Below are 13,199 nucleotides of genomic sequence, written 5' to 3'. Positions count from 1 at the left end.
CGCGCAGGGGATACATTTGGTACATGAAGAACATGATCGACATGAGCAACGTTCGTTACAGTAGTGGACGGTGCTGTTCACGTACCCGTGACTTCGAATCGCGCTTACAGTTCGAGTCGTACAGTAAAAGTTGTACACTCTCCGAGGGGCGTGGAGAGTTTCCACCGGCGGTGAAAGAGACGACGGGAAACGGGGCAGCGGGCGTACTCTGCTTGTAACGGATGTCTGCCAATGCGTTACATGATAAAAGTGAAGGACAGTACTGAATGTCTGTACATGAATGACGGGATCCACACGGACGCGGAATTCTCGAACACCGGCTCGCTCCGCGCGACGATGGTCGTTTCAGTCGTACATTAGCGAATGTAGCTACTCTAATGAATGTAGGCACCGTCATTCCCTGAATTATAGTGGATACCTTCCTGAAAGTCAGTATATTTTATAGTGTAGGAGAATGAACGACGGTCTATGGGCGGCGTAACCGACAAGGCACCGCGGGCTGTCGCGATCAACGTTTTAAAGGGCGGCTTCGGGAAGTCAACCACCGCCATCAATCTCACGCGCGAGCTCGCCGAGCGAAACGACCGGGCGCTCCTCGTCGATCTCGACGACAACGGCCACACCACTTTCAACCTCGGCTATAGCGACCGTTACGAGGGGGAGAATCACGTCCAGGACGTCCTCCTCGACGGAGCGGACCCGATGGACTTCACCGTGCGAGTCACCGAGGGCTTCGACCTCTTTCCCTCCCACGAGGCCCTCGAGGAGGTCGAGACGAACCTCAAGTCCGCGATGGCGTCGAGCCAACGTCTCTTTCGAAACGTCGTCGATCCCCTTCTCGGGGACGTCTACGACTACATTATCGTCGATACGCCGGCGAACAGGGGAAAGATCAACGACAACGCGCTGTTCGCGACGAAGAACCTGATCGTCCCTCTCCGACCCGAGAGCGGGTGGGAGTCGGGCATCACGCAGACGAATAAGCGCCTAATTCAAGAGGCGCGACAGTACTTCGACCTCGAACTCCTGGCGCTCGTTCCGACGGACCTGAGCGAACGCCTAGACCAGGATACGCGGGATCGAAATCTCCTGCGGGCCCTCACCAGTCGAGAGGAGCTCAGTTCGTACGTCCCGAACTTCGCCTATCTCTCCGAGGCTGACTGGGACGCTATCGGCGCCGGCGAATACGACGGCGAGTTGCCGGGAATCCGGCACCGAGCGAGCATCGACAAGGCCCACAGGGCGCGCAAACCGCTTCGGGACTTCGACCCCGAGTGCGATCAACTCGACTGCTACGAGGAACTCGCACAAATCGTCGAGAACGGGGGAGTGGTTGGCTGATGCCCTTCGAAGACCTCACTGACGACGAGGGGGAGCGGGCTGATCCGGGTGACGAGGCTCTCGAAGAACTCGCCGGGACGCTCTCGGGCGAATCAGAACCCGTCGGCGCGGACTCGTCGACGGCTGACGCGGCGGGGACGGACGACGAGGCGCCGAGGTACGATCCGGAGAGGGAGCCCGCGTTTCCGACCGCGAAGGCGCAGACGCAGCACTCGGTGTACTGTCTGCCGGAGACGTGGGCGGCCGTCGACGGTGCGTCGGGTCTGTTGTTCGAGGCCGAAGTGTCCCTCCGCCGCGACGGCTACGAGGCCGTCCAGAAGCGCGAACTCCACAACGCCCTGCTCCGCGCGGCGGCGGAGACGCTGACGGCCGAGGACGTTGCAGAGGCGTTCGTGGCGACTCGTACCGATCGGGCCGACGGTCCGCTTCTGGACGAAGAGTCCTAGCGAGTGTTCGTCTTCGAACCTTCGGTTCAAAACCGGGCGGTATCCCGCCAGAGCGGTCACGGAAGAGATGGAGCCGCGTCGGGGCGTTTCGGGGCGAATTCGGCTGCCGATGAGGTTTCCGGTTTCAGATTCCACAGTCCGAACGGTACCGACACAACACAAACCCGACCAGTGGCGATAAACCGAATATCAGCATAAACACCGCACCGCTTCCAAACGGACTCTCGCTTCCTGTATTGATCGGTATCGATGGAGGCTGGACCGGACAGAAACGTATCGACCGCAGGCCACAAGACGGCGCAACCAGCACCTCCACTCTCAATGCGACGAAGCTGCTGGTACCGGGGTACCGTGAGAACGCGCTCGTCGTCGGACCGAGTACCTGTTCGGTCTCCAGTGTCACGCGGGGCGTCAGAAGTATTCGTCGAGATACTGTTGAGCGTTCTCCTGGGTGATGATCGGCGCTTCTGTCTGATAGAACTCCTTCACCTCCTTTCCCTCCACTACCTCGATTCCGACGTCCACGGCGGTCGACATCATTTTTTCAGGAAGTTGGGCAACCGTCGCGTAGTACTGATTGTCGCTAAACGTCTGAACCCACGTGTCCGTGCCATCAATGCCGACAATTGGGATGTCACTCAGGTTGCTGTCCTGAATTACCCGGTGCGCGCCGAGGGCCATGAGGTCGTTGTGGGCGTACACGCCGTCAATTTTGTCACCGTGTGACGTTACGAAGTCCTCCATGACGCTCACCGCCTCCGACGTCGAGAACTCCGCGTTCTGACTCCCTAAGAGCGAGAGGCTATCGTTCTCCTTCAACGCGCGTTTGAGACCTTCGTTGCGGTCGTTCGCGACGCTCGTCCCCGGCGTCCCTCGCAGTTCGAGGAGGTTGTACGAACTTTTGTCCGCGATCCCTCGCATGAACTCGAGACACTTGTTAGTCGCATCCACTCCCATCTGAACGTTGTCCGACGCGATGTGGGTGGCTACTTCTGCACCTTTGATGGTCCTATCAATGTTGATTACGGGAACATCGGCCTCGTTCGCGTTTTTGACGGCGGGCGTAACCCCCTGTTCGGTTATCGGCGAAATGGCGATGAAGTCGACGTCGTTGGTAACGGCGGTTTCTACGTCCGACACTTGCTGCGACACGGAGTTCTGAGCGTCGTAGAACGTTCCGGAGATGTCTCTCTCCTTTTGGAGCTGCTCGTACCGGTCCTGTAGTCGAACGAAGAACTGGTATTCCACCGACGGAATGGATACCGCGGTTGAGTATTTGGCCGAGTTTTCCCCTTCGGTTAAACAGCCCGCTAAAACACCAGTTCCAACAATTGCGCTCCTTCGGAGGAACCTTCGTCTACTGGCAGTGGCTAACATACACACACCTCGTTATCGCTATGGATATAAGTAATTTACTCCAAGCTAACAAATAATGCTCACTGGTAGCAGGTGCGCGATGTTACGCGGTTAACTCGAACTGCAGCCCCGCTACTCCTCCGATTTCGCCTTCGAACGTGAGTTTGAGCTTCGATTCGTCCCTCATCGCCTGCTAACGTTGGCTAATACGGCGACAAGCAGCACGATGCCTTGAGCAACTAGCTGACCGTCCGGCCCGATTCCGAGCAGATTCAGACCGTTCGCGAGGACGCCCAAGATGAGAACGCCGACTAACGTGCCGATCATGTTACCGCTCCCGCCGAACAGGTTCGCCCCGCCCAGGATAACCGCCGCGATCGGAGGGAGAAGTAAGCCGGTGCCCATGTTCGGGTCTACGCTTCCGATCCGTCCCATGGCGACGATAGCCGCGAGAACGGTGAAAGAAGCGGAGAGTACGAGTACGCCCATTCGAACGCGCTTGACGTTGATCCCGACTAGCTCGGCGGACTCTCGGTTCCCGCCGATCGCATAGATGTAGAGTCCGAATCGAGTGTACGAGAGGATGAGCTGTGAGACCGCGAGTAACGTCAGGAAGACGAGTGCGATGCTTGGAATACCGAAGATTTCCGACCCGCCGAGGGCGGTCAACGCCTCTGGTAACCCCCTGATGGGGCGGTTCCCGGAAATCGTGAGGCTAAGACCGTCGGCGAGGAACAACATGGCCAGCGTCGTCATGAAGGACGGAACCTCGAACCGGCTCGTGATGAATCCGGAGACGCCGCCGAGGAAGACGGCGGTAGCCAGTCCCGCCAAAACGGCGACGGGAACCGAAACCGTCTGCGCGACGTAGGACCCGGTTGCGAGACCGGCGATCAACACCCCAGTCAGTTCCATCATCTGCGCGATACTGAGGTCGATTTCCGCGCACAAAATGGGGAACGTGCTGGCGACGGCTAAGATTCCGATGAGCGAAATCTGACGCAGGATGTTGAGTTGATTTCCGTACGTGAGGAACTGATCGGCGAAAGCGGAGAACAGCGCGTACAGCCCGATCAGGCCGAAAATCGGGCCGTACTGGCCGATCTTTTGGAAACCCACGCTCTCGATCGCCGGTCGCACGTCTACCTTGAGCTCGGAGAACATGTATCGAGATTCTGAGTACCACGCATTATAATTTTCCCTCCGATTCGATACCGACGTAAGAACGTTGACGCTCGTCCGAGCGTCTCGCTTTCGACGGAGCGCGCTCGGGATGGAGCTCACGGAACGGCGCTTCAGTGGACCGATCGCCCCGGTACCCATGGGAGAGGTCGTTTCGCCCCGGCACTTCGCTACTCCCGAGCGCGGGAGCGATAGTGCGCTTCACGAACTGGCTGTCACAGCTATGGGTCGGCCGGTTCGAGAGTAAACGTTATGCGCTTCACCACAGATATCGAGGACGCATGACAAGAGATGGCACGATCGTGTCGATGAAAGGAATTCACAAAACCTACGGCGAGGTAGTCGCGCTCGAAGACGCCAACCTGGAGCTTCGACGCGGGGAAGTGCTCGGATTAGCTGGCGACAACGGCGCGGGGAAGTCCACGCTCATCAAGTGCCTGGCCGGCGCGGTCGAGCCGGACCGAGGAACGATCCTGATGAACGGGGAGCCGGTCGATATCTCGACGCCGCGCGTGGCGAAGGATCTCAGCATCGAAACGACGTTTCAGCAGCTCGCGTTGGCCGAGAACCTCACCGTCACGCAGAACGTTTTCCTCGGACGCGAGGACGTCGCCGGCGTGGGAGGGTTCGGAGTGTTGAACAAAACCAGCATGCGGGAACGAGCCGAGGAGCTGTTAGCGGAACTGGAAATCGGAGTCGACCCCGAAGCGGAGGTCAGCGGACTCTCCGGCGGCGAGCAACAACTCGTTGCCATTTCGCGAACGCTGCTGTCCGACCCGAAGATCGTCATCATGGACGAACCGACGAGCGCACTTTCGGTCGAAGGGGCGGATCGGGTCTTGAACCTGATTCGACGGATGCGATGCCGTGGAATTTCGATCCTCCTCATCTCGCACAACATCGAATACATGAAGAAGGTCGCCGATCGCATCCAGGTGCTCCACCACGGTCGCGACGCGGGCGTCGTCGACGCGGAAACCGCCACCAGAGACAAGCTGGTGAGTCTAATGATCAGCGGTTCTCGATCGAATGAAGAGGCGGAATCCCCGGCGTAACCCGATGGCGACGGCTCGGTTCGCCGGCACTCGGACGCTCCGGGCGTAGCCTCGATTTCTCGCGGGTAGTCGTTCGATCAAACCGCGATTCGAGCGCTTTCCCGGTGTCACCGACGGCCGCCCCCGGACGCGACGGTTGTTCAGGCGGTCCCTCTCATCCGAACCGCGTGACGACCTCGACGCCTTTCGTCTCGAAGTTCGTCATCGCTTCGAGGCGGTCGGAAACGTCGTCGAGCGCGACTTCGCGGCTCACCATCCGCTCGGGCGTGAGCTTACCGGTTCTCATCATGTCGAAGATTTCCTGGTAGCGGTGCGGCGGCATACCCTTCGCTGTGAGTAAGTCGATCTCGCTGTGGAGCATGTAATCGATCGGGAGATCGACCACCCCCTCCTCCTCGGAGGTCGTGATGCCGAGTTGGACGTGCTGCCCCATCGTCCGGACGCTGCGAATGGAGTTGTGGAACGTCTCGGCGATCCCGAGCGCATCCACCGAGATGTTCGCTCCGCCGTCGGTGACGTCCCTGACTTCCTTCGGGACGTCACTCACGTCCCGGGCGTTGACCGTCTCGACCGCGCCCATGTCCTCGGCGAGATCGAGCTTTTCGTCCTCCAGATCGACGGCGACGACGTTCCCACCGAGCGCGTTGGCCACGTTCACCACCGACAGCCCGATCCCGCCGCACCCGTGGACGGCGATCCAGTCGCCCGGCCCGACCTGAGCCCGGTCGACCATCGCGTGGTACGACGTCACGTAGCGGCACCCCAGCGCGGCCATGGCGGTCGGCGAGATCCCCTCGGGGATCCTCGCGAGGTTGAAGTCGGCGTTCGGGACGACGACGTGCGTACTGAACGCTCCGGGCTGGATTTCGAACCCGTAATGAACGATGTTCTCGCACATGTGTGAGTCGCCGTTCCGACACCGATCGCACTTCCCGCAGACGGTGTTGAACGGGAGGACGACGCTGTCCCCCTCCCCGTAGTTCTCGACGTCGTCGCCCGCTTCTACGATGGTACCCGCCGGTTCGTGCCCGAGGATGTGACCGCACGGAACCTTTCCGCCTTCGAGCCACCCGTAGTCCCCTTGCCAGGCGTGCCAGTCGCTCCGACAGATGCCGCACGCCTCCAGTTCGACGAGGACCTCGTCGGCGTCAGGCTCGGGAGTGTCTCGTTCTTCGATCTCTAACGGCTCGCCGTATTCTTTCAGTACTGCTCCGCGCATTCATGTACACCGATCTGGGATTCTAACAGGTCGATAATGAATTTTTCGCCGGGCCTCCAGAACTGAGCTGAATTGGCGGATCCGCGTCGCTACCGTTCGGGAGAGAGGACCGCCGCGAACCCTCCGGCAGTCTACTCGTCCGCTCTGCGGCCGTCGTACGAGTGGTGAACGCTCCGTCGAGAAGCTACTGACATGGTCCGTTCTGCAGAGCGCGGCACTACTACATGAAAATTGGCAGTAGACGCCCTACTCCCGGCGCTTGGCGTACTGTTCGAGACCGTCGAAGCGCACTCCGAGACCCGGCTCTGCGGGGGGGAGGAACCCGCCGTCGGTCAGTTCGAGCGGCGACTCCACGACCTTGTTGAGCACGGTCGAGTGGTGTTCTATGTACGGAACGTTCTCGAACGGGGCGGCGAGGTGGACGTGGACCGGCTCCACGTAGTGAGGCGATACCGGGGTGTTCCACAGGTCGGCCGCCTCAGCGACGGTCAGCCACGGCGTGATTCCGCCGACGCGGCTCACGTCGGGCTGGAGGACGTCGGCCGCGTTCTGGGCCAGTACCTGCTTGAACTGCGTCGTGTTGTACACGTTCTCGCCGAGCGCGATGGGGACGTCGATCTTGCTCCGGAGGTCCGCGTAGCCGCTGTAGTCGCCTTTCTGCAGCGGTTCTTCGAGCCAGCCAAGGGGCCGGTCGAGCTCGCTGACGAACCGACGCGCTTCCGCAACGGTGAACGAACAGTTGGCGTCGACGAAGAGATCCGTGCCTTCGGGGAGTTCCTCGCGGACGGTCCGAATGCGGCGAGCGTCCTCGGCGTGCCCCCGACCGATCTTCATCTTCATCCCCGAGAACCCCTCGTCGGCGACGCGGCGCGCGTTCTCGCGGAGTTGCTCCTCGTCGAACTGGATCCACCCGCCGTTCGTCTCGTAGGCGGGTACGTGCCGCCGCGTCCCGCCCAGCAAGTCGTACAGGGGCCGGCCGGTCTCTTTGCCCTTCGCGTCCCACAGCGCCGTGTCGACGGCGGCGATGGCGAACTCGGAGATCCCCTCCCGGCCGATGAAGGTCGTCTGGGACCTGAGGTCGTCGTAGACTCGCCGGGGTGCGACGGGAGCGTCTTCGAGTCGGGGCGCGAGGACGTCGTCGAGGAACTCCTTGACGGCGGACCCGCCTCTGCCGATGGTGTAGGTGAAGCCGACGCCGCGGCATCCCTCGGACGTCTCGACGAAGGCGGTGACGAGTTCGAGTTCGTCGAACGTCTGGGTCGCGTCCTCCAGCGCCTCGTCGTTCGGAATGCCGTACAATCCCGTCTCGATGTCCGTGATCGTTGACAGTTCAGTCATAGGTATACGGCGACACTGGCTCGTAGCCTGATAAATATTGCCATCGGATGGCCCCGAGGAGAGATGTCGTTCCTCCGGCGAATCGCCCGACGTGAGCCGACCAGCCGGCGTCGGAGCCGCCCGAAGGAAGGCTCCTTACTCCCCGACGACCGTGTTCGTCAGGGTGCCGATCCCCTCGATCTCCGCTTCGGTCGTCTGGCCCGGTTCCAGCACCTCCACGGGGTCGCGGAAGATGCCCACGCCGCCGGGCGTTCCCGTGGAGACGACGTCGCCGGGGCGAAGCGTCATTGAGCGGCTGATGTACGATACCAGTTCGCCGACGTCGAAAACGAACTGTTCCGTGTTCGAGGCCTGTTTCACCTCGCCGTCAACGCGCATCTCGACGTCGACGTTGTTGGGGTCGAAACCGTCGCCGGCGACCAGCGCGGGACCCATCGGGGCGAACGTGTCGTAGCTCTTTCCGCGGAAGAACTGGCCGTCAGTCCCCTGGGCGGTCCGCCCGCTGACATCGTTTACGACCGTGTAGCCCGCGACGTGCTCGTACGCCTCGGCTTCCGAGAGGTCTTTGCCCGCCCTTCCGATGACGACGCCCAGTTCGACCTCGAAATCGACCCGTTCGTTCTCCGGATCGGGGTGGACGATGGGGTCGCCGGGGTTCGTGACCGCCGTCGGCGCTTTCCCGAACAGCATCGGCTTCTCTGGGATCTCCTCGTCCTGTTCTTCGGCGTGGTCCCGGTAGTTGAGCCCGCAACAGACGATCTTCCCCGGGCGCGGGACCGGTGCCAGGAGCGAGATCGCGTCGAGATCCACCCGCGTCAGTCCTCCACTCTTCGCGAGGGTCGCCACCCGCGACCGGTAGCTCGGATTGCCGATGTCCGCGAGATCGGGCTCCCCTCCGGGAAGGTCCGACAGCGCGCGAACGGTCGCCTCTTTCTCGACTCCCCACGCGGATCTGGTTCCGTCAGTGTAGCGAACGAATCGCATCGGATTTTACGCCGGCGCTCGCCGACTTAATTCTTGAGGTGTCGGGGTGCGCTACCGCCGCGCGAACGGCCTCGCCACGGGTAAATTTATCACGGAATCCGACGATGTGCGCACTATGAATTCGAACGACGCGGCGCGGCGTCTCTCGGTTTCGGAAGAGACGGTCCTCGAAGCGTGCGGCGACCCGGACCTGCCGGAGATGGGAGTCATCGAACAGCTCTGGGAAACGGACCCGATCCCGCCGGAACGGACGGGGAAACGCGCCGCACGGGCCGTCGAGTCGCTGTCGTTCGAGGACGTCCCCGACGGGGGGGAGGTCGCGCTCGGGGTCGGCAGTCGCGGCATCGCGAACCTGCCGGCTATCGTCGCTGGCGTCGTCGACGCCGTCTCCGACGCCGGCTACGAACCGTTCGTCTTCCCGGCGATGGGAAGCCACGGCGGCGCAACGGGCGAGGGGCAAAGGGAGATGCTGAACGAACTCGGCGTGAGCGAGTCGACGATCGGCTGCGAGATCCGGTCGAGCATGCGGGTCGTCGAAGTGGGGCGGACGCCCGACCGCGACGTGCCCGTCTTCGCGGACGCCAACGCCACGGGTGCCGACGCCATCGTCCCGATAAACCGCGTCAAACCGCACACGGACTTCGACGGAACGGTCGAGAGCGGTCTCTCAAAGATGATCGTCATCGGGATGGGAAAACAGCGCGGCGCGCAGATCGCCCACCAGTGGGCTATCGACTGGTCGTTCAGGCGCATGATCCCCGAGATCGCCGAGCAACTGCTCGAATCGCTCCCGATCGTCGGGGGCGTCGCCATCGTCGAGGACCAACAAGACGAGACGGCGCACGTCGAAGGAGTTCCCCCGAGCGGCTTCCTCGACCGGGAGGAGGAACTGCTGGAACTCGCCCACGAGACGATGCCCACGCTCCCGTTTGACGAGCTGGACGTGGTCGTCTTCGACCGACAGGGGAAGGACATCAGCGGGCAGGGGATGGACACGAACGTCATCGGTCGGCGTCCGTTCGCCATCAACGAGCCCGAACCCGACAGCCCGGACATCAAGCGCATCTACACCCGAGGGCTGACGGAGACCACCCACGGTAACGCGATGGGCGTCGGGTCCGCCGACGTGATCCACCGAGACGTCGTCGGCGAACTCGACGCCCCGACGACGCTCATCAACGCGATCACGGCGAGCACCATCCGCGGGGTGAAGCTCCCGCCGGTTGTCGAGACGGACCGCGCCGGCCTCGCCGCCGCCCTGTCGACTATCGGCGTCGTCGAACCGGACACGGTCCGCGTCCTCCGCGCGGCGGACACCATGCACCTCCGCCGGCTCTACGCGTCGACGGCGCTCGTCGAGGAAGCGCGCGAGCGCGACGACCTGCGCGTCGTCGAGGAACCCGCCCCGATCGAGTTCGAGGGCGGGCGGTTCGCGGCGCCGTCACCGCACGAATAGGCCGCCGCGGACGCGATCGCCGCCGGCTCGCCGCGGGCGGGGCGCGGTCGACGCGCACTCAAATCACACTCAAATTTTATTACAGACGGTACTATAGGTTAGCCACGGTAGCCCGACCGGAACGGACGCGGAACCGCCTCGATAACATCGGGGGCAGCGTCCGGAGGCGGCGGGGAGGGCGCCGACCGTATCCCACTCGGAGATCCAGTTATGACATACAACGCAGGTATCATCGGAACGGGCGGCATCGCGGGAATGGGTATCCTCGGAATGCACGACGAGGAGGCCATCGGAAGCGAAAAGATCGACGCGAGTCACGCCGGCGGCTACGCCAGCACCGATCAGATAGAACTCGTCGCCGTCGCGGACGTCGACGAGGACAACCTCGAGACGTTCGGCGACGCCTGGGGCATCCCGTCGGATCGCCAGTACCTCGGTCACGAGTCGATGCTCGCTCGGGAAGACCTCGACGTCGTTTCGGTCTGCACGCCGTCGTTCCTCCACCACCGGCACACCGTCGACGCCGCCCGATCCCCCGCCGCGCCCGACGTCATCTGGTGCGAGAAACCCATCGCGTCGCGGGTCACCGCCGCCGAGGAGATGGTCGAGGCGTGCGACGAGACCGGGACGGAACTCGTCGTCAACCACTCGTTCCGGTTCACCGACAAGCTCCAGCGACTCCGCGATCTCATCCACGAACGGAATCTGCTGGGCGAGGTCAAGTCGGTAAGCACCCAGTACCGGATGGAACTGATGCGGAACTCCACGCACGTTCTGGATACACTGGTGTACCTCCTCGATGCGCGCGCAGACCGGATCAGCGGCTACGTCACCGGCGAGAACGAGGCCGTCGACTCGCTCGGCGCGAGTCGGGACGTCGACGACGCCGGCGGCGGCGGACACGTCGTCATGGACAACGGCTCCTTCGTCACTGTCGACTGTACCATCCCGCGGGACGTCTCGTCGATGATGCTCAGCTTCGTCGGCACGGAGGGGAAGCTGTACCTGAACAACGACGACGGCGAGTGGCGGTACTGGTCGCTCGAAGGCGGCGAGCACGTCGAGAAGCCGCTTCCGGGCATCGAAGGGGCGTGGACGTGGGAAGACGACTACGAGCGGTCGTTCGCGAACGCGGCCGCCCACGTCCGAGACCTGCTGAACGGCGAGAGCGAGAACTACTCGCCGGGCGTCGAGGCCGCCCGGTCGCTGGAAATCATCGTCGGCTTCTACCTCTCACACTACACCGGTTCGACGGTAGACGTCCCGCTCGAACTGCCGCTCCGAGAAGTGCCGATCACGTCCTGGTGAACGGGACCGCGCTTCGCGGCGAATCGCGGCGCAACGCATCCCACGCCTCGTCCGGGAGTAGACCGCGACAGACGTTCGGAAACGGGAGCTTTCCGGGTTCCGGGCGCAGTCGTCTCCTGACGCGGCTCGCGTCCAGTTATTCCAAATCACTATTCGAGCTTGCTGGAGGGAGCTTTATTACTATTGGACGGATCGTGTCGCGCATGAGCGACCGACAGAACCCCAACGTCGTCAAAACGGCGCAAACGACCCTCGCGCTCCTCGAAGAGCTGAAGCGGCGGAACGAAGCGACGGTGACGGAGTTGACCGACGCGTTCGACCTCTCGAAGAGCAGCATCCACAACTATCTTACCACCCTGGAGCGGGATGGCTACGTCGTCAAGGACGGGAACTCCTACCGGATCGGGCTGCGGTTCCTCGACCTCGGCGGGCGCGCGAGGCAGAGAGAGCGGATATACGACATCGCGCGGGACGAAGTGACCGCGCTCGCCGAGGAGACGGGCGAGCTATCGAACCTTCTCGTCGAAGAACACGGCAAGGGAGTGTACCTCCACCGTGCGCACGGGGCGGACGCCGTCAAGACGGACTCGTACATCGGACAGCGCGTCCACCTCCACAACACGGCGCTCGGAAAGGCGATTCTCGCGTACCTCCCCCGTCACCGAGTGAACGAGATCATCGACCGGCACGGACTTCCGGCGACGACCGAGAACACGATCACCGACAGGGGCGAGCTCTTAGACCACCTCGAAGAGGTGCGCGAGGAGGGCGTCGCCTTCGACGACGAGGCCCGCGTGAAAGGGCTCCGTTGTGTCGCCGTCCCTATCGTCAACAACGACGACACGATTGAGGGTGCCATCAGCGTATCGGGCCCGACCAGCCGGTTCCGGAGACAGCGCTTCCGCGAGGAGTTCCCGACCAAGCTCAAACGAGTCGCGAACGTCATCGAGCTGAACATCACGTACACGGGGCGGTGAGCGGAGGTGGCGGAGTTGACGTTCTCCACTTTGCAAACGACTAGGTTCACTAGTTCTGGACTAGTTGCCAGCATAATACGATACGGAATGACGGGATAGGCTGAATTACCATCCGTGGCCTTTTAGCTCGTAATCGTGAGATACTGTTCTTCCACGCTGGACGATCACTCAGTATCGGTTCCATGTCCTCGATCGCCGAATTTCCCCGTTCGCAACTAAACGCGGGGAACGTGGTTGTTTGTTTTCACAGCAATCTCGATTTTCTCGACTGACGAAAGAAATAGGCGGGAAGACCTTCGGAGAGCCGTAATGCAGGATCGCACGGTCGGATCTCCGTCCGTCGACGGGACGTGGTCGCCGAGAGAGCGATTCGGTGCCGCCGGACCCCCACTACTATTACAGAACTAGAAACGTAATCATACTCTTCGCGTTTTACGTCCATCTCCTCCGAGAGTAACTGGGTGACTTAATTGGCAACCGGACTCCCCGGGGCCATCTACAAACTCAGAAGAGATAACGTAGTGTCGTTATATTCGT

The 13,199-nt window shown here is 62.1% G+C and carries 11 protein-coding genes; 6 read left to right on the top strand and 5 right to left on the bottom strand.

Going from position 1 to position 13,199, the window contains the following annotated elements; translation table 11 throughout:
• Positions 1-468 precede the first annotated feature (468 nt).
• Both CNO20_RS14385 and CNO20_RS14380 read left to right on the top strand, forming a co-directional pair.
• A complete protein-coding gene (locus CNO20_RS14385; RefSeq protein ID WP_101296832.1) occupies positions 469-1,341 on the top strand; it encodes a ParA family protein in 873 nt (290 codons plus the stop codon).
• On the top strand, positions 1,341-1,787 hold the full coding sequence (locus CNO20_RS14380; protein ID WP_101296831.1) for a DUF7970 domain-containing protein: 447 nt from the start codon (positions 1,341-1,343) through the stop codon (positions 1,785-1,787). The genes CNO20_RS14385 and CNO20_RS14380 overlap by 1 nt, the downstream gene beginning before the upstream one ends.
• Before the next feature lie 411 nt (positions 1,788-2,198).
• Here the strand turns inward: CNO20_RS14380 and CNO20_RS14375 are convergent, their stop codons facing one another.
• Complete coding sequence (locus tag CNO20_RS14375; RefSeq protein ID WP_101296830.1) at positions 2,199-3,164, bottom strand: substrate-binding domain-containing protein; 966 nt, start codon at positions 3,162-3,164, stop codon at positions 2,199-2,201.
• A gap of 162 nt (positions 3,165-3,326) precedes the next feature.
• A complete protein-coding gene (locus CNO20_RS14370) occupies positions 3,327-4,307 on the bottom strand; it encodes an ABC transporter permease (RefSeq protein WP_158237418.1) in 981 nt (326 codons plus the stop codon).
• Between the two features lie 212 nt (positions 4,308-4,519).
• On the opposite strand from CNO20_RS14370, the gene CNO20_RS14365 reads away from it, so the two are divergent.
• Entirely contained in the window at positions 4,520-5,380 is an 861-nt protein-coding gene (locus CNO20_RS14365; protein ID WP_199174853.1) for an ATP-binding cassette domain-containing protein, read from the top strand.
• 154 nt (positions 5,381-5,534) lie between these two features.
• Here the strand turns inward: CNO20_RS14365 and CNO20_RS14360 are convergent, their stop codons facing one another.
• From CNO20_RS14360 to CNO20_RS14350, 3 genes are all read right to left on the bottom strand, one after another.
• Positions 5,535-6,599: a zinc-dependent alcohol dehydrogenase family protein gene (locus tag CNO20_RS14360; RefSeq protein ID WP_101296827.1), complete on the bottom strand. Its 1,065-nt coding sequence runs from the start codon at positions 6,597-6,599 to the stop codon at positions 5,535-5,537.
• Positions 6,600-6,845: 246 nt separating this feature from the next.
• Positions 6,846-7,937, bottom strand: coding sequence for a mandelate racemase/muconate lactonizing enzyme family protein (locus tag CNO20_RS14355; RefSeq protein WP_101296826.1), 1,092 nt, complete (start codon positions 7,935-7,937; stop codon positions 6,846-6,848).
• 135 nt (positions 7,938-8,072) lie between these two features.
• Positions 8,073-8,921 carry a fumarylacetoacetate hydrolase family protein gene (locus tag CNO20_RS14350; RefSeq protein WP_101296825.1) on the bottom strand — a complete coding sequence of 283 codons (849 nt, stop codon included), beginning with the start codon at positions 8,919-8,921 and terminating at the stop codon, positions 8,073-8,075.
• Positions 8,922-9,036: 115 nt separating this feature from the next.
• Between CNO20_RS14350 and CNO20_RS14345 the strand changes: the two genes are divergently transcribed.
• The 3 genes from CNO20_RS14345 (at position 9,037) to CNO20_RS14335 (ending at position 12,662) form a co-directional block, all read left to right on the top strand.
• Positions 9,037-10,377: a nickel pincer cofactor-dependent isomerase, group 22 gene (locus CNO20_RS14345; protein ID WP_101296824.1), complete on the top strand. Its 1,341-nt coding sequence runs from the start codon at positions 9,037-9,039 to the stop codon at positions 10,375-10,377.
• 210 nt (positions 10,378-10,587) lie between these two features.
• Positions 10,588-11,685 (top strand): Gfo/Idh/MocA family protein, encoded by a 1,098-nt coding sequence (locus CNO20_RS14340; protein WP_101296823.1) that lies wholly within the window; start codon positions 10,588-10,590, stop codon positions 11,683-11,685.
• 203 nt (positions 11,686-11,888) lie between these two features.
• A complete protein-coding gene (locus CNO20_RS14335; RefSeq protein ID WP_101296822.1) occupies positions 11,889-12,662 on the top strand; it encodes an IclR family transcriptional regulator in 774 nt (257 codons plus the stop codon).
• The last annotated feature ends 537 nt before the right edge of the window (positions 12,663-13,199 follow it).

It is taken from the genome of Halegenticoccus soli, assembly GCF_002844195.1.
GTDB lineage: Archaea > Halobacteriota > Halobacteria > Halobacteriales > Haloferacaceae > Halegenticoccus > Halegenticoccus soli.
Note: the sequence above shows the minus strand (reverse complement) of the source record. Positions and strands in the feature narration are given on the sequence as shown.